The organism is Psychroflexus salis (assembly GCF_014640175.1).
Taxonomy (GTDB): domain Bacteria; phylum Bacteroidota; class Bacteroidia; order Flavobacteriales; family Flavobacteriaceae; genus Psychroflexus; species Psychroflexus salis.
This window is the reverse complement of the sequence record NZ_BMGL01000011.1, coordinates 107440-124096: the sequence shown is the minus strand read 5'-3', so window position 1 is coordinate 124096 and position 16657 is coordinate 107440. Positions and strand designations below refer to the sequence as shown.

The window sequence follows — 16657 nt, the reverse complement described above, 5'->3', positions numbered from 1 at the left end:
GTAAATTGTTGAGTGAACTCATCGACAAGACAAAAAATATCAGTAATTTTGCTGTAAGATAACATAAGAAATAGCTTTTATATATTTGAATTTCAACACTTTAAATATAAAGCTATTTCTTTTTTTATGCAATAAAACCTTCAAAAATATTAATCGAACTCAGGTGTATAATTATTGATTAGTTTAGTTTCTTGTGTAATTTCCCAGTTGTTTTTTATTTCTGAAGATACCCATTTATTAGGATTTTCAAAACTATTTCTTGCATTTTGATAATATGTTTTATCTGCTATTTTTACAATTGGATTTGCGTAATGGGCAATTAGACTCGCTGCGTCAGCAATAATTTGATTTCTATACAATTTGTCTTCTAAGCTGAAATAAGATTTTTTATTTTTAAAATAAAGTTGAAAACTTAAATCGCTAACATAATCTAAAATATCTGGGGCAATAGATTTCATTTGCTGTTGTATAATGTCATCTTCATTTTCTACAACAGAAACAGAGTAAGTTGCAACTCCATGTGCTTGTGCATTGCTAAATGTAGCATACAAAAAGCAAAAGCTGGTTATAATAAAAAGTGCGTTCTTCATATTATTTTTTTTAGAAGTTCTTCATTTCTTTTTCCCACAATTCTCTATATTCTTCTGATGTATAGGTAAGATAATTATCAGGCATCTTCGGTATTTGTACTTTTTTTAAGCTAATTTTTTTAGCTACATAATCGAAGTAAATATCTTCATATTTTAAAACTAAACCTGGTAAACCATTAAAATTATTAGGTCCGTAACTATAAGGTATTTCTTCTGTAAACCATACACTTACTCGTATGTGATATCTTTTCATTTCATCTTTATGAAAAAAACTAGTCATTAAGTTAGCTTTTTTACAAGTATAACCTAAAACTTCTTGACTTTCATCTGTAATTACCCAATTGCTAGGCATTGGCTCCTTTCGGATACAATTATCAATATTCATTTTTTTAGGTATAAAACGATAATTAGCTATTTTTTTTTGCCAAATCTGTCCTTCATACTTAAAGTACAATGCAGGTAAATAAGTTGAACTTTTTATCCTTGGATGATTTGTTTGAAAAGAACTTAGCACTTGCTCGTATTGTTTGTTATTTAAAATTTCAAAATAGGCAAGGTCTTCTGTGAAAAGCAATTTAAAATCAACTACATCAGCTAGTTTTTGTACAGATTCTTGCCAAGGTGTTTTTTCACTTGGTATAGAATCATTCACTTTAACTTTTACGCCATAAGTTACTTCACCACTTCTTTGAGTATATCCTGTAAAACAGACAATAAGAATAAGTAGATACTTGTAAATGTTCATTGTAATTAAATAATAAGCTTACCCAATTAGCTTCATAATAATTGGGTAAGTTATTTGGCTATAATTTAATGAATTAATCCATCATACACAAGTCATAAAAAATCTGTGCAGATCTTTTAGCCATGGCATGGTCCATTCCACCTAAAACAGCCTGATTATATCGGAATGTAAAAACGTGTTCACAGTCTCCATAATATGAATTGTCAATTGCATTACTCGTGTTTGTAAAGAAAATTGCACCCATTAAACTCAGTCCAAAAATTAAATATCCCTTTTTAAAAGTTGTTACCCTTTATTATAAAAAAAATCCGCTTCAGTTCAATATTTGAGAACTTATTGTATATTTGTTCTATAATTTGACTGATGAAACGAATAATTGCGAAAAGTACACTTAGAGAATTTTGGGAAAAACACGCTGATTCCGAACAGTATTTGAAAACTTGGTATGATACGGCAAAAAGCTCCAAATGGTTTTCTCCAAACGATGTTAAGCAAACTTATGTTTCAGCAAGCATTCTTAAAAATGGTCGAGTTGTTTTCAACATAAGAGGAAACTCCTACCGACTTGTAGTCAAATTTAATTACGAAAAACAATGGGCATTTATTCGATTTATCGGAACTCACCCTGAATATGATAAAATAAACGCTGACACGATTTAAATACAATTGATTATGAATTTAAGACCTATTAAAAACGAAACAGATTACCGAAACGCTCTTGACCGTTTAGAAGTAATTTTTGATGCTCCTACTGATACAAAGGAAGGTGATGAAGCTGAGATTCTCTCTTTAATGATTGAGAACTACGAAAATGAACATTACCCAATTGAATCTCCTGATCCGATTGAAGCGATAAAAATCCGAATGGAAGAACTGAATATGCGTCAAAAGGATTTAGTTGGTGTAATTGGCGGAAAGAGCCGAGTATCTGAAATCTTAAATCGGAAAAAGAAATTGACTGTTGAAATGATAAGAGAATTGGAACGAATACTTCAAATTTCAGCTTCGGTTTTAGTGAATAATTATCAACTCGTGAAAAAATAACAAAGGGTAACAGCGCATAACAAAAATGGCGTATTTAATGCTGAAACGAGAGATTTTTGTATTTTTAGAAAATTAAAGTTTAACCGAAAAGTTTGCGCATTTTAAGTCGCCACTTTCGTTATGCGCGAGACGGAAAACATGCACACAAGTAGTATATTATTGTACATACAACTTAGTAAATGTCTCATGAAAAACTTATCTTTGTAATTCTGAAAGGATGTGGTTTTTCATGTCTAAAATTGGTGACTGCTTCTACCTTGTAGGAGCAGTCTCTTTTTTAAATTAATTATAAGAAGATTGACAATTTTTTTTGGTTAGCATTACATAGCAAAAAAAAAAAACATAACAGACAAGCTTTTTACTATTAAAAAATTAATTTAAGTGTATATATTAACTTGATAATCAATTGTTTTCACTTCCATAATTTAGTTGTGCGTTAGGGATAGGAATGAAAATCCCGTAAAGAAAAAGTCTTAAAAAATAACTTTAGGCAAAGCGACGATAGAAGCTCTTGCCCAAAGTTATTTATTTTTTTGGCTTTTACACAACGGATTGTAATGTATAGCCTGGCGCCAAGCTTTAGTTGGCGCAACGCTCAAATCTTACTTATTCTTTTGGAATAAATCTGTAAAATGTTTATAAAAATACGGAATGGTTTCGATGCCTTTTAAGTAATTCCAAATGCCAAAATGTTCGTTGGGACTGTGAATGGCATCGGTATCTAAGCCAAATCCCATAAGTATGGTTTTGCTGCCCAAATTTTTCTCGAACATAGAAACGATGGGGATACTACCACCACTGCGCTGTGGAATGGCCGATTTACCAAAGGTTTCCTGAAAAGCTTTATCGGCGGCTTGGTATTCAATTCCGTCGATGGGCGTAACGTAGGCTTGTCCGCCATGATGGGGTTTTACTTCTACTTTTACACTATCGGGCGCTAAACTTTCGAAGTGTTTTTTAAAGAGTTGGGTAATTTCTTTCCAATCTTGGTTGGGTACTAATCGCATGGAAATTTTGGCATAGGCTTTACTCGGAATTACGGTTTTTGCACCTTCGCCAGTGTAACCGCCCCAAATTCCGTTGACATCTAAGGTTGGACGAATGGAATTGCGTTCGTTAGTAGTATAAGTGGCTTCGCCATGGATATTGCTAATACCGATTGATTTTTTATAATTTTCTAAATTGAACGGCGCTTCTGCCATTCTTGAACGTTCTTCTTGGCTTAAATCTTCTACTTGATCGTAAAATCCGGGAATGGTGATGTGGTTATTTTCGTCGGTTAGTTGGGCAATCATTTGTGTGAGAATGTTTATCGGATTGGCCACTGCTCCACCGTACAATCCGGAATGCAAATCACGATTAGGACCAGTAACTTCTACTTCTATATAGCTTAAACCACGCAAACCTGTGGTTATGGAAGGTGCATCTTTGCTAATCATTCCGGTGTCGGAAATGAGAATAACATCGTTGCTTAATTTCTCTTGGTTACGACTTAAAAACCATTCTAAACTTTCGCTGCCAACTTCTTCTTCGCCTTCGATCATGAATTTAACGTTACAAGGGAGCACATTGTTTTTAGTCATGAATTCCATAGCTTTTACGTGCATGTACATTTGCCCTTTATCGTCGCAAGCTCCACGGGCAAAAATCGCACCTTCGGGATGCAATTCTGTTTTTTGAATCACCGGTTCGAATGGTGGCGAATTCCATAAATCGATGGGATCTGGCGGTTGCACATCGTAATGACCATAAACGAGCACAGTTGGTAAGTTTTTATCGATTATCTTTTCGCCATAGACAATAGGATAACCTGGAGTTTCACAGATTTCAACCGTATCGCATCCTGCTTCTTGAAGTCGTTTTTGTACTTCTTCGGCAGTTAACAGTACTTCTTTTTTGTAGTGTGGATCGGCTGAAACCGATGGAATTTTAAGTAAGTCAATCAATTCGTTGATAAAACCTTGTTTGTTTTCTTCAATATAATTTCTGGGTGATTGCATAAAATTTGATTTATGCTTGAAATATACAAAATATCAAATTTTTTATATCATGAAATTCTTTTAAATTCTTTTCTTTATATATATTTGCACTCGCAAAAATCAACTTGCGATTTGTATTGAAAATGCGGGCGTGGTGGAATTGGTAGACACGCTAGACTTAGGATCTAGTGCCGCGAGGTGTGAGAGTTCGAGTCTCTCCGCCCGCACTTAATTAAAAGCTCTTCATGAAGTTGAAGGGCTTTTTTTATATAATAAAATTTATTGAGACTTGCGAAGAGACGAGAAGTTTATCCTGAGCTTGCCGAAGGGAGTCTCTCCGCCCGCACTTAGTTAAAAGCTCTTCATGAAGTTGAAGGGCTTTTTTTATTATAATATAATTTATTGAGACTTGCGGATAGACGAGAAGCCTGTGCTGAACCTGTCAACTTTTCTCAAGACGGGATTCTTGAAGTTAGTGTTCTTTTTACTTCTTATTTGTTACTTCTTTTAAAACATTTTCAAATTTTGATAAAACTGCTTCATCATCACAATTCAGAATAAATTGAATGATTTCTAGTTTTATTTTATTCATTTCAGCTTCGGCCATATTTTTTAAATTTGATATGGAAAAACAAAAAGATCTTAAATTATTGTTGTTTATTTATTTTTATTAGGGTTTTGACGTGTATCAAAAATTCTTATAACGTAAATTTTAGAGTTTCCTTCTCGATAAGTGATTTTGCAATGTTGAATAATCAATTTTCTATATTCATGTTTCAGATGAGAAAAGTTATCATCTAAAGCACCCATTTTCGTGAGATTGATTTTAGGGTTTTCTAAAATTTCAAGTTGATCAAAAATATCATCTAAGATTTCTTAAGCTTTAATATCACCATGTAGATTTTTATTAAATCGCTATACTTTTTTTAAATCTTTTAAAGCTCTTTTGGTTAATTCTACAGGCTTGACTATTCTTCCCAATGATCTAATATTTCCTTAGCTTCTTCTATTGAATAAGTCCTGCCTGCTAGAATATCTTCTTCACCTTCATCAATCATCATATCCAATTTCTTTTGTTCAATATATGAATTTGCTGATTTATAAAGAGCTTCTAAAAAACTTTTATCGCCTATTTCAATATATTTATAAAGTTCTTCGCGGATTTTTAAGGTGCTCATAACTAAAATTTTAATCAAGGTAAATATACAATTTAAGTTTAATACGCAATGAATTAAATTACAACTGAATCTTTTTTACAACCCATTAATAATTTGTTTCAATAAATTAAATATTGAATTAAGCCTAATGAATTTCCTACTCCCCTTTAAACTCAGGTTTACGCTTCTCCATAAAAGCTGCAACACCTTCCTTATAATCCTGGGTTTGAGCGGATGCGATTTGTAACTTAGATTCTAATGCCAATTGATTTGCTAATGAATTATGCATAGATTCATTATAAGCAGATTTAATATGGGCTAAAGCCTGAGTAGGCATGTTAGCGAGTTTTGTTGCCAATTTTTGCACTTCATCTTCAAAAGTTTCAGACGAAAAATAGGTGTAAATCATTCCCATGCGTTCCGCTTCAATAGCATCTACTTTGTCGCCTAACATGGCCAAACCTAAAGCGCGTTGAAATCCGACTAAGCGTGGTAAGAAAAAAGTTCCGCCCGAATCGGGTATTAATCCTATTTTGCTAAAAGCTTGAATAAAACTGGCCTTTTCGTTAGCCACTACCAAATCGCAAGCCAAAGCTAAATTAGCACCTGCACCAGCTGCTACACCATTTACAGCCGCAATTACTGGCTTGGGAAGCGAGCGAATTAAAGCTACAATCGGATTGTAATGTTCTTCTAATATCTTTTTAAACCCTGGATTTAATTCTGGGTCGGTTACTTCTTGTAAATCTTGACCTGCACAAAAAGCCTTGCCTTCTCCGGTTAAAACCACGGCTCGAACCGCCTTATTTTCTGCGCAAGCTTTTAACTCGTCTTGAAACAACAAAGCCATTTCGCGATTAAAACTATTAAATTTTTTAGGTCGGTTAAACTTAATATAAGCTACTTTACCTTCGATCTGCGTTAAAATACTCTTCTCCATTCTAATTTTTGTTTTGAGCATTAAATATACTAATCTTGATAAACCTATTTAGCAAAATTTTAAATTTAAAATTGAAGATAAATCTTCACAATACATTAAATTGTAAAAAAATATACAATGAGCATTAATTCTATTAAATATACCTTTTTTGCTAGTATTTTTAGTTTGTTAAGTTTTTCCTTAATTGCTCAAAATACAAACAATAATCAACTGAATAACAGTTCTTATCTTGTTGAAAAAGGAACGCATTGGCTAGACCTTAATCTTGGATTAAGTTTAATGAATTCAAATTTAGCCGATTTTGAAGATCCTTTTTTATTAACAGACGAAAATCGCAGAAGCTTTGGATTTATTTTTCAACCAAAATTTCAAGTTTTTATACAAGATCAGCTTTCTGTTGGTTTTCATCTGGGTTTGGCTTTAGATGAATTTGAAAACAAACAAATCGACTTTCAGCAAAACAAAAATAATTACTTTACAGGCTTACAAGGAGAATACTATTTTCTTAATGTAAAAAACATCTTATATATCAGTAGTGAAATCGATTTTGGAATTCATTATTTAGAAAATAAATTTACTTCTTCAAACATCGAAGTTAGCAATACATACCACACTTATTTCAAAAGTGGCTTGCATCTCAACTTGAATTTTATGATTAGTCCTGATTGGATATTTTATGCTAAATTTTTCGATTTAGTAACTTATACCAATTCCGAAAATAACTTTTTTGGATATGATGAAGGAGTTCAATTTAATAATAGCTTAGATAATTTCATCAGTTTCCCACAATTCGGGGTGATGTGGAAATTGTTTTAGTCTAATTCATTTAAAATCATATTTCTACCAAGGAGCCAAAATGTTGTAATTTTACCTAAACCTATATCTAAAACCTAATTACATGAGAAAATATCTAATTCTACTGTTTGCTATCTCTTTTTTATCATGCCAAAATAAAACTAAAGACATGTCTGAAAATGGAAATCAAAACAAAGAACAGCCCGAATCTGTTGAAGTTAAAATGAATTACAACGTTGAGGAACTCGCCAACAATTTTAAATTTACCGAAGGACCTGCGGTTGACGCTGAAGGAAATGTATATTTCACAGATATTCCTGAAGCAAAAATTTGGATATGGACGGTAAATGGAGAAATGGAACTATTTAGAGAAGAGTCTGGTGGTGCTAACGGCTTGTTTTTTGATGAAAATCAAAATTTATTCATATGTGAAGGCTGGGAAGGAAGAATAACTAGAATTAGTCCAGATGCCAATTATGAAGTTGTGGCTTCAAAATATCAAGGAAAACGCTTTAATCAACCCAATGATATTTGGCCAGATGCCAAAGGTGGTGCTTATTTTACTGACCCCGAATACAACGAAAATCCAGCTTTGCATCAAGGTGGAATGCATGTGTATTATGTAAATTCTGAAAACGAAACAATACAGGTTATTACAGATTTGGTAAAACCTAACGGATTAATTGGAACACCCAATGGAAAAACCTTATACGTTACAGATCATGGCGACGATAAAACATTTAGCTATACAATTCAAGAAAACGGAAGCTTATCGAATAAAACTTTATTTACAAACCTAGGTGGCGACGGCATGACCATCGATCAAAACGGAAGTATTTATTTGACAACAACCGATAAAAAAGCCATTGATGTATTCAATAAAAATGGAGATTTATTTTATTCTATTGCTTTACCTCAGCAACCATCGAATGTATGTTTTGGTGGAAAAAATCTGGATGAGTTGTTTATTACAGCTCGAACATCTATCTACAAAATAAAGCTCGATGCTAAAGGCGTAAATTAATTGAAAGATGAAAAAACTAAATTGGGGAATTATCGGTTTAGGGAAAATGGCTCAAGTTTTTGCTGAAGATTTAGTAGGAGTTGAAGCTTGCCAACTTTATGCAGTAGCTTCTCGATCGCAAGAAAAAGCCAATCAATTTGCCTATCAGTTTCAAGCAAAAAAGGCATATGCTAGTTATACTAAATTAATTGAAGACAAAGAAGTTAACATTATTTATATTGCCACGCCACACGCATTTCATTTTGAATGGGCTATGAAATGCTTACAAGCTAAAAAACACGTTTTATGTGAAAAACCTATGTGTCTAAATTTAAATCAAACTCAAACATTAATTAATGAAGCTAAAGCGCAAAATTGCTTTTTAATGGAAGGTATTTGGACACGATTTATGCCATCTACTAAAAAGTTGCTTGAACTTTTACAGAAAAGCAAAATTGGCAGGCTCATTTCAGTTGAAGCTGACTTTGGTTTTAAACCTAAATACGATGAAAACAGTAGACTTTTTAATAAAGCTTTAGGCGGTGGTTCTTTACTAGATATCGGTATTTATCCTGTTTTTTTGAGCTTATTGTGTTTAGGAAAACCAAATGATATAATTGCCCTAGCTAGAAAAGCACCAACTCAGGTTGATGCTTCTTGCCACATGCTTTTTAATTATGCAACTGGCGGAAAAGCAAACTTAAAATCTACATTTGAAAACACAACGCCAAGTGAAGCCGAACTATTTGGAACAAAAGGAAGTATAAAGTTACACAGCCGCTTTCACCAATGTGAATTGATGGAGATTTACGATGAAAATAGAAACTCTACTGAAAAAATTGAGCTGCCATACCAAGGTAATGGATATATTCATGAAATTGAAGAAGTAAATTCCTGTATAAAAAAAGGAAAAATAGAAAGCGATTTGTTGCCTTTGAAGTTTAGTTTAGATTTAGCTGAAACCTTAGATTTTATAAAAAAGGAAATTAAATTGACTTATTAATTTGTAACATTTTTGAAAAATTTTATACGTATAATCCAAATAAACAATCATGATCATTACAACCACAAATACAATTGAAGGAAAACAAATTAATGCATATTTAGGTATTGTAACCGGAGAAACCATTATTGGCGCCAACCTTTTTAAAGATTTGTTTGCTAGTATAACCGATTTGGTAGGTGGACGCTCATCTTCTTACGAAAAAGTGTTGCGGGAAGCTAAAGAAACCGCTTTACGAGAAATGGAACAGAAAGCAGCAAATTTAGGAGCTAACGCCATTGTAGGTGTAGACTTAGACTATGAAACACTTGGTAAAGCTAACGGAATGTTGATGGTTACCGCTTCGGGAACGGCTGTAAAAGTTTAATTGAGAATTTAAATTAAAGTTCCAATTTCGGTTAGGGATGGAGGCTTTGTTGGAGCTCTTGCTTTGCCAAAACAAGGCAAAGGAAAGCGACTGACGAAAGCCTGCCTGAGTTCCTTGGAAGGCAGGCCCGACCCCGATATGATAAATAATGCTATAACTAACGAATTTTGTAAACGGGGTAACCGCCAAATTTTTAGCAGGATTCTAATTCGTCATTTTAAAATACTTCTGCATTACTAAAAGTGAAATAAGTTCTTCCCGCTCTTTATCTTGAAATTGCTTTACATATTCATTTGCATTTTTAATGATTTGTAAAGCTTCATCTTCGTGTTCGATATAGTAATTTAAACGTTCTTCTACATCGGAAAAATCGGGTTTTATTTCTACATAATGGTAATTGGGAATGAGTTTAGCTTCCATAAACCAGGTTTCGAAACTAGGTTTAGGCATAACGGCTAATGAGTTTGAAGACATCACCCATTTAAGATTACTCGCCACATCGATACCTTCGATGGCTAAGATAAATTTGTATTGTAACAAATAATGAATGCTGGTTTTTTTTACCTTCCATTCGTCTGGATTGATTTTTTTTTGCTGGGTATCACCCAAATCGCACATAGGATGCTTGAAGTACATTTCAAAAAACTTACGGCGTTGCTCTTTGTAGGTAACTTTGCCCCGAAACACCAATTTGTTTTTCTTTTGCTGAAAGGATTGATCTTTTTTGATATACACAAAATGACGTACGCGATTTAATTTAAGTACTACTGAATTTTGGTTATCATCGCTAATCGGGCGACTTTTTAAAATGGAAGGGGTTTCTGGAATGTGCACCACATCGCCAAATTCATGACAAAATTGGTAATGTTCTGGAAATCCACGTAAAGTTTGGTAAGCATCAAAAAAATAAACTTTTTGGTCGATGTCTTTTAATTTGAAATCGGCTATGGAAACCGGATTTTTTAAAGCAGTTTTTTCTTCTAATTTGTTATAATAATTAACGCGTTGCATTAATTGTGGGTAATCTTTGCGAGAACTTACATTTTCCAAAAGTTTTTTAGTTCGATTACGGTATATAAAATTGGGCAATAAGCGAAGACTGTACTGCTCTAAATAATATTTCCACTTGGGATTTTTACCGTTATTGAAAACAATTGGAGAATTCATTAATGCAAATTAAAATTGAATGGTAAAATTAAATAAAAACTTGCAATTGAGAATGATTGAAAAAGTATTGTTTAAACTGAAAATAATACTCCGTTAAAAAGAAGGTTTTACTTTAAATCAAACACTTAAAGTAATCAAATGTTTCTTCGCAATCTTGACATTTAAACATAGCTTTACAAGCAGTTGAAGCAAACTGACTAACGAGTTTAGTGTTTTTAGATTCGCATTGTGGGCAAGCAATGACTTGCTTATTTCCAAGCAAAGCTTGCTTATCGGTTTCAGCATCTGTAGGTGGTGCAATACCGTATTCTTTTAAAGCTGTTTTCCCTTCATCGGTCATCCAATCGGTTGTCCAAGCTGGAGATAAAATAAGTTTCACTTCGGGCACATAGCCATTATTTAACAATGCTTTTTTTACATCGTCTCCAATTACATCCATGGCAGGGCAACCGCTGTAGGTTGGTGTAATTTCTACTTTCACTTTATCATTATCAAGTAATACAGCAGAACGCACAACACCTAAATCAATTATTGAAAGAACTGGTATTTCAGGATCAGGAACTGATTTTAAAATTGAATATAATTTATGGTCAATGTTTTGTATTGTGTTCATTTATTTTTTAGCTAATGGTTCAATTGAAGAAAGCTCAGCTCTTTATAAGCTTTATCACAGACAAATTCTTTAATCAAATTACTGTTTTTAACGAGTAATTTGGCAATGTTTTTTGTAATTAAATTTCCAGTTTTCAGCCAAATTATTTTAGGTGGATGTCAATTAATATTAGAAACATCAAAAAAATCCGCATCAAAAGTAAAAATGGTATGATTATTCTCTTTGGCAAAAGTCCAAATTGCGAAATCGCTTTCATTATCTAAACCCAGAGTTCTTACTTGTTCACAAAAATGAAAATCGTTTTCTAGTAGCTTTTAAATTCTAAAAGAAATATTTTGATCAAATAAGAGTTTCATTAAGCAACTCTTGTTCTGTTTTCTTTTTCTGCAGCGTAAAATAAGCAGGCGCTAATCAATTTTTGATTCAACTCAGGAAAATCAGCTGAAATTTCAGATTGGCACATTCCATTTGCTAACCAATTTAGAACATCATAAACAGAAATTCTTGTGCCAATTAAAATTGGTTTTCCAAATCTTTTACTAGTGTCAACTTCTATATATTTTTTATACTTCATCATCTTAATTTTTATAAAGTTAAGAATTTTCTTGAAAACTAAATCTTACCACTTCATATCTGGATAGGTTCGTTGCATGTATTGCATATCTGCTAAAATGTATCCCATATGCTCCGTATGAATTCCTTTTTTACCACCTTTTTGAAAATACGATGTAGTTGGTATTTCAATAGTCGATTCTTTTAACAAAGCTTCAATCTCTTGGTAATAGGCATCTTTTAATGCTGCATTATCTATTCCAAAACCAGCTTTTGTAACAATTTCATCGTCTTCATTCATATGAAATAATTCGTCGGTGTAGACCCATAAATCCTTTACTGCTTGTTGCATTTTTTGATGACTTTCTTCGGTCCCGTCGCCTAGTCGTTTCAACCAATCTCCCGAAAAACGTTTATGATAAGCAACTTCCTTCATACTTTTTTTGGCAATAGCCTGTAAGTTTACATTTTTAGAATCCATCATTTTTTCTAATAAAAGAAAATGATACACATCAAAAAAGTACTGTCGAGCTATAATATATGCAAAGTCAGTATTAGGTTGCTCAACCAATAATACATTTTTATACTCGCGTTCTTTTCTTAAAAAAGCTACATCATCTTCGGTTAAGTCTTCTTTACTAAGTTCGGCAACATATTGGTAGTAACTTCGTGTTTGCCCCAATAAATCTAAGGCGATGTTCGTTATAGCTATATCCGTTTCTAAAGTAGGACCATGTCCGCAAAGTTCGCCTAATCGCTGACCGAGAATTAAAGAATTATCGGCTATGCTGTATATATATTGAATTAAATTTTCGTTTGTCATAAGGCTAAAAATTAGCTAAAATTACATGTGTTCTATATCGTCTGGTAAATCGTAAAACGTAGGATGACGATAAGCTTTATCTGCTGCTGGTTCAAACAATTCACCATTATGTTCTGGATTAGATGCAGTAATATTTTTCGATTCAACCACCCAAATACTAACGCCTTCACTTCTTCTAGTGTAAACATCTCGAGCATTATTAATTGCCATTTCTGCATCTGCTGCACGCAAACTTCCAAAATGGCGATGTTCTAATCCGTTTTTACTTCTTACAAATACTTCCCATAAAGGCCAGTCTTTATTCATAATTTTTAATTTATAGATTTATTAAGCAAATAAATTACACTGCTTTTTTCACAGCTTGTTTTTCAGCTTGTTTTTCAGCATAAGCAACAGCTGCATCGCGAACCCATTTACCATTTTCCCAAGCATTTTTTCTAGCCGAAATACGCTCTTTGTTACACATACCATGACCTTTTACAACTTGCCAAAACTCTTCCCAATCAATTTCACCAAAGTCATAATGCCCCGTATCATTATTGTATTTTAAATCAGCATCAGGAATAGTCAAGCCTAAAATATCAGCTTGTGGTACGGTTTGGTCGATAAATTGCTGACGTAACTCATCGTTAGTTTTTCGTTTCAGTTTCCATTTCATGGATTGTTCGGTGTGCGTAGACTCATCGTCTGTTGGACCAAGCATCATTAAAGATGGCCACCACCATCGATTTAAAGCGTCTTGCGCCATTTCTTTTTGTTCTTGAGTTCCATTGCAAAGTGTCATCATAATTTCATAACCTTGACGTTGATGAAAACTTTCTTCCTTACAAACTCTCACCATAGCTCGGGCGTAAGGTCCAAACGAGGTATTACAAAGTGGCACCTGATTAATAATTGCTGCTCCATCTACCAACCAACCAATGGCTCCCATATCGGCCCAAGTTAGCGTTGGATAATTAAAAATACTAGAATATTTAGCCTTTCCAGAATGCAATTGCTCATACATTTCTTCTCTAGAAATCCCTAAAGTTTCACAAGCTGAATACAAGTATAATCCATGACCAGCTTCATCTTGAACTTTAGCCAATAAAGCAACTTTTCTTCTTAATGAAGGAGCTCGGGTAATCCAATTACCTTCGGGTAGCATACCTACAATTTCAGAATGAGCGTGCTGAGAAATTTGACGAATATGCGTTTTCCTGTATTTTTCTGGCATCCAATCCTTAGGCTCAATTTTTTCATCTCGAGCTATTTTAGCTTCAAATACTTCTTCTAAACTTTTAGTTTGCTTTTCTTGTTCTTTCATATTTTCATTATTTTTCATAGCAAATTATTTTTTTCATCTTAATTTTTAATACTTATGGCTATTCTGTTAATCAATTAAAGCCATTTTTACTTTAGCGATAGTATTTTTATTCCTTATAGCTAATTTCACCTCAGAGTCGCAGAGAACGCAAAGTCTAACTTCTTTGTTCTTTTTTTTTGTTCTAAATACTCAATTCTTCATCGTTAACGCTAAACACCAACTTACACATCAAAATCTACCACTAGATTTTCCGAAGTTGGAACCGCTTGACAACTTAACACATAATTTTGTGCTACCTCATCTTTCTCTAGCGCGTAATTTAATTTCATCTCTACATTGCCTTTTTTTACCTGACATTTACAAGTGCTACAAACTCCACCTTTACAAGCAAATGGCAAATCTGCTCCTGCTGCCAAAGCAGCATCTAGAATATTGTCATAATCTTTAGTCATTGCAAAGTGAAACTCCTTTCCACCATCTAAAATGGTTATTTGGGTTCCATCTTTGCGTTTGGCCATGGCTGCTTCTGCTCGTTTTTTATCTGCTTCACTTAAACCCGAAACAAAAAGTTCAAAATGAATATGATTCTTAGGTAAACCTAAATTAACTAATTCATTCTGAATCATAAAAATCATTTCTTCTGGACCGCAAATAAATACATCGTTTACTTCCTCTACATCAAAAACTTGCAAAGCTAATTGCTGAATTTTTGCTGGTGTAAATCTTCCGTTCAATAATTCGATGTCGCGCTGTTCACGGGTTAAAAAATAAAAGATTTCCAATCTACCAAAAAACTGATTCCGCAACTGTTCAATTTCTTCCTTAAAAATAATGGATTTTGCGTTCTTATTCAAATAGAATAATTTACAATTTGCATTAGGTTCTTTAGCTAAATGCGTTTTAAGCATCGACAAAACTGGTGTAATACCACTACCTGCCGCAAAAAACAAGTAGTTTTTACTAGCTTTTTCATCTACATCAACTCCAAAATCTCCCGATGGCGGCATCACTTCAATTACCTCATCTTTTTTTAATTCTTGGTTGATGTAAGTCGAAAATTTACCTTCAAAAATTTGCTTCACAGCTACTCTCCATTCATTATCTAATGGGCTTGAGCACAAAGAATAAGATCTTCTTACATCTTCGCCATTAATTATTTTTTTTAAAGTTAAATGCTGTCCTGGTGTGTAAGAAAACTCCTGCTTTAAATGATTTGGTATTTCAAAAGAAACAACCGAACAATCCTCCGTTTCTTTGTAAACATCATTAACTTTTAATGGAAAAAATTTAGCCATGTAATTGTAATTATATAAACAAAACTAACGATTGTTAGTTTTACTTTCAAAAAAATGATGTTAAATTTAGTATTTGGAGTTATTTACGAAGCTAATCCCGCTATCCTTTACAAGTCCGCAGCTAAAAAGCAAAATTTTAAAGTTATTTCAAGAGCTTCCTATCGGTCGCTTTTCAACAACAAAAAATTTAAGCTTTTCAGCTTTACAGGCTTTTCATTCCTATCGGGGCTAAAAAAGTCTTCGGTAATCTTACAATCTAGTTACTCAAATTATAATTTAACTTTCCTGTAAATTAAATTTGGCGAAGTTTTTATAATGCTCTTTTTCTTTCCCGATTATGGATATAATTTAAAACGGCTTCTTCAGTAGTAAGCCAGTTTCTGCCTTCTTTATAGGCATCAATTTTTCCTTGCCTAGCTAATAAACTAATATACTCTTGGCCATATGGTAAGCTTTCTTCTTGAACTAAATTAGAAATTTCCATAAAACCCATATCGTTATCGGGTAGCGAACCAATATAAATATTCATGGTACGTTCTAAGGCCTGTACCATAAGTAAACTCAGCTTATAGTAATTACCTTTGTTGGCAGTATTTAAGGCCGAATAATACTTTTTGCGGTCGGTACTTAAAATAATGGCCGGCGTAAAACCCACTTTAAGCAAAAGTAAATTCATGACTAAACGAACAGTACGGCCGTTTCCATCGAAAAAAGGATGAATCCAAACAAACTTGTGATGAAAAACCGTAGCCAACTCAATATCGTTGAGCTGCAAAGGGTTTTCTAACACAAATTGAATAAGCTCATCGAGCAAATCTGAGACTTTGCGCGCGTTAGGCGGCACAAAATTAGCTCCAGAAATACGAACACCACCGGTGCGAAGTCTTCCTGCATAATCTTCTTCGATGCTTCGTAAAACGTAGCGGTGCAAATCGAGTATATCGCTTGCGTTTAATTGGTAATCTTCACGAACTAAAGTATAGAGATGATGTAATGCCAATTCGTGATTTTTGGCTTCAAAATGTTCGCGTAAGGATTTACCTTTTATAGTAATACCTTCTTGTAAAACCAATTGGGTTTCTTGCAATGTAAGTGTGTTTCCTTCTATGCTATTAGAGTTATAAGTCCACTCTACTGATAAAGCTTCTTGTATTTTTTGCAAGGCAATTTGTGGCAATGGTCTTGCTTCGTGAAGCAGGTCTCGCTTCTCGTAAAGCCTATTAAAGCTGGGTTGTAACTTTTCTCGGTATGACAAATTTATTTCCCACATGCCACAAA

21 protein-coding genes, 1 tRNA gene and 1 pseudogene are annotated in these 16657 nt (G+C 33.4%); 7 read left to right on the top strand and 16 right to left on the bottom strand.

Going from position 1 to position 16657, the window contains the following annotated elements; translation table 11 throughout:
* Positions 1-149: 149 nt before the first annotated feature.
* The 3 genes from IEV63_RS10420 to IEV63_RS10410 all read right to left on the bottom strand — a co-directional run bounded on the left by IEV63_RS10420 (position 150) and on the right by IEV63_RS10410 (position 1579).
* Positions 150-590, bottom strand: a complete 441-nt coding sequence (locus tag IEV63_RS10420; protein WP_188406751.1) for a hypothetical protein — start codon at positions 588-590, stop codon at positions 150-152.
* Between the two features lie 10 nt (positions 591-600).
* Entirely contained in the window at positions 601-1335 is a 735-nt protein-coding gene (locus tag IEV63_RS10415; RefSeq protein WP_188406750.1) for a GLPGLI family protein, read from the bottom strand.
* Positions 1336-1408: 73 nt separating this feature from the next.
* On the bottom strand, positions 1409-1579 hold the full coding sequence (locus IEV63_RS10410; protein WP_188406749.1) for a hypothetical protein: 171 nt from the start codon (positions 1577-1579) through the stop codon (positions 1409-1411).
* A gap of 119 nt (positions 1580-1698) precedes the next feature.
* On the opposite strand from IEV63_RS10410, the gene IEV63_RS10405 reads away from it, so the two are divergent.
* Together IEV63_RS10405 and IEV63_RS10400 are read left to right on the top strand one after the other, a co-directional pair.
* Positions 1699-1995, top strand: a complete 297-nt coding sequence (locus IEV63_RS10405) for a type II toxin-antitoxin system HigB family toxin (RefSeq protein WP_188406748.1) — start codon at positions 1699-1701, stop codon at positions 1993-1995.
* 12 nt (positions 1996-2007) lie between these two features.
* Positions 2008-2379 (top strand): helix-turn-helix domain-containing protein, encoded by a 372-nt coding sequence (locus IEV63_RS10400; protein ID WP_188406747.1) that lies wholly within the window; start codon positions 2008-2010, stop codon positions 2377-2379.
* Between the two features lie 602 nt (positions 2380-2981).
* Here the strand turns inward: IEV63_RS10400 and IEV63_RS10395 are convergent.
* Positions 2982-4379: a dipeptidase gene (locus tag IEV63_RS10395; protein ID WP_188406746.1), complete on the bottom strand. Its 1398-nt coding sequence runs from the start codon at positions 4377-4379 to the stop codon at positions 2982-2984.
* Positions 4380-4503: 124 nt separating this feature from the next.
* On the opposite strand from IEV63_RS10395, the gene IEV63_RS10390 reads away from it, so the two are divergent.
* Positions 4504-4585, top strand: a tRNA-Leu gene (locus IEV63_RS10390).
* 257 nt (positions 4586-4842) lie between these two features.
* Here IEV63_RS10390 and IEV63_RS13075 read toward each other — a convergent pair.
* The 3 genes from IEV63_RS13075 to IEV63_RS10380 form a co-directional block, all read right to left on the bottom strand.
* A complete protein-coding gene (locus IEV63_RS13075; RefSeq protein WP_262890064.1) occupies positions 4843-4965 on the bottom strand; it encodes a hypothetical protein in 123 nt (40 codons plus the stop codon).
* A gap of 361 nt (positions 4966-5326) precedes the next feature.
* Entirely contained in the window at positions 5327-5536 is a 210-nt protein-coding gene (locus IEV63_RS10385) for a hypothetical protein (RefSeq protein ID WP_188406745.1), read from the bottom strand.
* Between the two features lie 136 nt (positions 5537-5672).
* Positions 5673-6455 (bottom strand): enoyl-CoA hydratase-related protein, encoded by a 783-nt coding sequence (locus tag IEV63_RS10380; RefSeq protein ID WP_188406744.1) that lies wholly within the window; start codon positions 6453-6455, stop codon positions 5673-5675.
* 117 nt (positions 6456-6572) lie between these two features.
* Between IEV63_RS10380 and IEV63_RS10375 the strand changes: the two genes are divergently transcribed.
* The 4 genes from IEV63_RS10375 (at position 6573) to IEV63_RS10360 (ending at position 9623) form a co-directional block, all read left to right on the top strand.
* Positions 6573-7271, top strand: a complete 699-nt coding sequence (locus tag IEV63_RS10375; RefSeq protein ID WP_188406743.1) for a hypothetical protein — start codon at positions 6573-6575, stop codon at positions 7269-7271.
* Between the two features lie 82 nt (positions 7272-7353).
* Entirely contained in the window at positions 7354-8274 is a 921-nt protein-coding gene (locus tag IEV63_RS10370; RefSeq protein WP_229737231.1) for an SMP-30/gluconolactonase/LRE family protein, read from the top strand.
* Between the two features lie 7 nt (positions 8275-8281).
* Positions 8282-9256 (top strand): Gfo/Idh/MocA family protein, encoded by a 975-nt coding sequence (locus tag IEV63_RS10365; RefSeq protein ID WP_188406742.1) that lies wholly within the window; start codon positions 8282-8284, stop codon positions 9254-9256.
* 49 nt (positions 9257-9305) lie between these two features.
* The gene (locus IEV63_RS10360; protein ID WP_188406741.1) at positions 9306-9623 is read left to right on the top strand and encodes a heavy metal-binding domain-containing protein; all 318 of its coding nucleotides are present in this window, start codon (positions 9306-9308) and stop codon (positions 9621-9623) included.
* A 204-nt stretch (positions 9624-9827) separates the two neighbouring features.
* On the opposite strand, the gene IEV63_RS10355 is transcribed toward IEV63_RS10360, so the two are convergent.
* From IEV63_RS10355 to IEV63_RS10315, 9 genes and pseudogenes are all read right to left on the bottom strand, one after another.
* Complete coding sequence (locus tag IEV63_RS10355) at positions 9828-10790, bottom strand: glycosyl transferase family 90 (protein WP_188406740.1); 963 nt, start codon at positions 10788-10790, stop codon at positions 9828-9830.
* Between the two features lie 112 nt (positions 10791-10902).
* Positions 10903-11403 carry a 1,2-phenylacetyl-CoA epoxidase subunit PaaD gene (gene paaD / locus IEV63_RS10350; RefSeq protein ID WP_188406739.1) on the bottom strand — a complete coding sequence of 167 codons (501 nt, stop codon included), beginning with the start codon at positions 11401-11403 and terminating at the stop codon, positions 10903-10905.
* 158 nt (positions 11404-11561) lie between these two features.
* Positions 11562-11702: pseudogene (locus IEV63_RS13145) on the bottom strand (DUF5615 family PIN-like protein); the annotation flags it as partial.
* A gap of 56 nt (positions 11703-11758) precedes the next feature.
* Entirely contained in the window at positions 11759-11977 is a 219-nt protein-coding gene (locus IEV63_RS10340; RefSeq protein WP_188406738.1) for a DUF433 domain-containing protein, read from the bottom strand.
* 45 nt (positions 11978-12022) lie between these two features.
* On the bottom strand, positions 12023-12778 hold the full coding sequence (gene paaC, locus IEV63_RS10335) for a 1,2-phenylacetyl-CoA epoxidase subunit PaaC (RefSeq protein WP_188406737.1): 756 nt from the start codon (positions 12776-12778) through the stop codon (positions 12023-12025).
* Positions 12779-12799: 21 nt separating this feature from the next.
* Complete coding sequence (gene paaB, locus IEV63_RS10330; RefSeq protein ID WP_188406736.1) at positions 12800-13084, bottom strand: 1,2-phenylacetyl-CoA epoxidase subunit PaaB; 285 nt, start codon at positions 13082-13084, stop codon at positions 12800-12802.
* A 34-nt stretch (positions 13085-13118) separates the two neighbouring features.
* A complete protein-coding gene (gene paaA / locus IEV63_RS10325) occupies positions 13119-14102 on the bottom strand; it encodes a 1,2-phenylacetyl-CoA epoxidase subunit PaaA (RefSeq protein WP_229737230.1) in 984 nt (327 codons plus the stop codon).
* A gap of 203 nt (positions 14103-14305) precedes the next feature.
* Entirely contained in the window at positions 14306-15379 is a 1074-nt protein-coding gene (locus IEV63_RS10320) for a 2Fe-2S iron-sulfur cluster-binding protein (RefSeq protein ID WP_188406735.1), read from the bottom strand.
* A gap of 310 nt (positions 15380-15689) precedes the next feature.
* Complete coding sequence (locus IEV63_RS10315) at positions 15690-16649, bottom strand: Fic family protein (RefSeq protein WP_188406734.1); 960 nt, start codon at positions 16647-16649, stop codon at positions 15690-15692.
* Between the last annotated feature and the right edge of the window lie 8 nt (positions 16650-16657).

Excerpts from the sequence above, each read along its gene's own strand:
- IEV63_RS10420 (WP_188406751.1), bottom strand. The coding sequence starts at position 590 with ATGAAGAACGCACTTTTTATTATAACCAGCTTTTGCTTTTTGTATGCT.
- IEV63_RS10415 (WP_188406750.1), bottom strand. The coding sequence starts at position 1,335 with ATGAACATTTACAAGTATCTACTTATTCTTATTGTCTGTTTTACAGGA.
- IEV63_RS10410 (WP_188406749.1), bottom strand. The coding sequence starts at position 1,579 with ATGGGTGCAATTTTCTTTACAAACACGAGTAATGCAATTGACAATTCA.
- IEV63_RS10405 (WP_188406748.1), top strand. The coding sequence starts at position 1,699 with ATGAAACGAATAATTGCGAAAAGTACACTTAGAGAATTTTGGGAAAAA.
- IEV63_RS10400 (WP_188406747.1), top strand. The coding sequence starts at position 2,008 with ATGAATTTAAGACCTATTAAAAACGAAACAGATTACCGAAACGCTCTT.
- IEV63_RS10395 (WP_188406746.1), bottom strand. The coding sequence starts at position 4,379 with ATGCAATCACCCAGAAATTATATTGAAGAAAACAAACAAGGTTTTATC.
- IEV63_RS13075 (WP_262890064.1), bottom strand. The coding sequence starts at position 4,965 with ATGGCCGAAGCTGAAATGAATAAAATAAAACTAGAAATCATTCAATTT.
- IEV63_RS10385 (WP_188406745.1), bottom strand. The coding sequence starts at position 5,536 with ATGAGCACCTTAAAAATCCGCGAAGAACTTTATAAATATATTGAAATA.
- IEV63_RS10380 (WP_188406744.1), bottom strand. The coding sequence starts at position 6,455 with ATGGAGAAGAGTATTTTAACGCAGATCGAAGGTAAAGTAGCTTATATT.
- IEV63_RS10375 (WP_188406743.1), top strand. The coding sequence starts at position 6,573 with ATGAGCATTAATTCTATTAAATATACCTTTTTTGCTAGTATTTTTAGT.
- IEV63_RS10370 (WP_229737231.1), top strand. The coding sequence starts at position 7,354 with ATGAGAAAATATCTAATTCTACTGTTTGCTATCTCTTTTTTATCATGC.
- IEV63_RS10365 (WP_188406742.1), top strand. The coding sequence starts at position 8,282 with ATGAAAAAACTAAATTGGGGAATTATCGGTTTAGGGAAAATGGCTCAA.
- IEV63_RS10360 (WP_188406741.1), top strand. The coding sequence starts at position 9,306 with ATGATCATTACAACCACAAATACAATTGAAGGAAAACAAATTAATGCA.
- IEV63_RS10355 (WP_188406740.1), bottom strand. The coding sequence starts at position 10,790 with ATGAATTCTCCAATTGTTTTCAATAACGGTAAAAATCCCAAGTGGAAA.
- paaD (WP_188406739.1), bottom strand. The coding sequence starts at position 11,403 with ATGAACACAATACAAAACATTGACCATAAATTATATTCAATTTTAAAA.
- IEV63_RS10340 (WP_188406738.1), bottom strand. The coding sequence starts at position 11,977 with ATGAAGTATAAAAAATATATAGAAGTTGACACTAGTAAAAGATTTGGA.
- paaC (WP_188406737.1), bottom strand. The coding sequence starts at position 12,778 with ATGACAAACGAAAATTTAATTCAATATATATACAGCATAGCCGATAAT.
- paaB (WP_188406736.1), bottom strand. The coding sequence starts at position 13,084 with ATGAATAAAGACTGGCCTTTATGGGAAGTATTTGTAAGAAGTAAAAAC.
- paaA (WP_229737230.1), bottom strand. The coding sequence starts at position 14,102 with ATGAAAAATAATGAAAATATGAAAGAACAAGAAAAGCAAACTAAAAGT.
- IEV63_RS10320 (WP_188406735.1), bottom strand. The coding sequence starts at position 15,379 with ATGGCTAAATTTTTTCCATTAAAAGTTAATGATGTTTACAAAGAAACG.
- IEV63_RS10315 (WP_188406734.1), bottom strand. The coding sequence starts at position 16,649 with ATGTGGGAAATAAATTTGTCATACCGAGAAAAGTTACAACCCAGCTTT.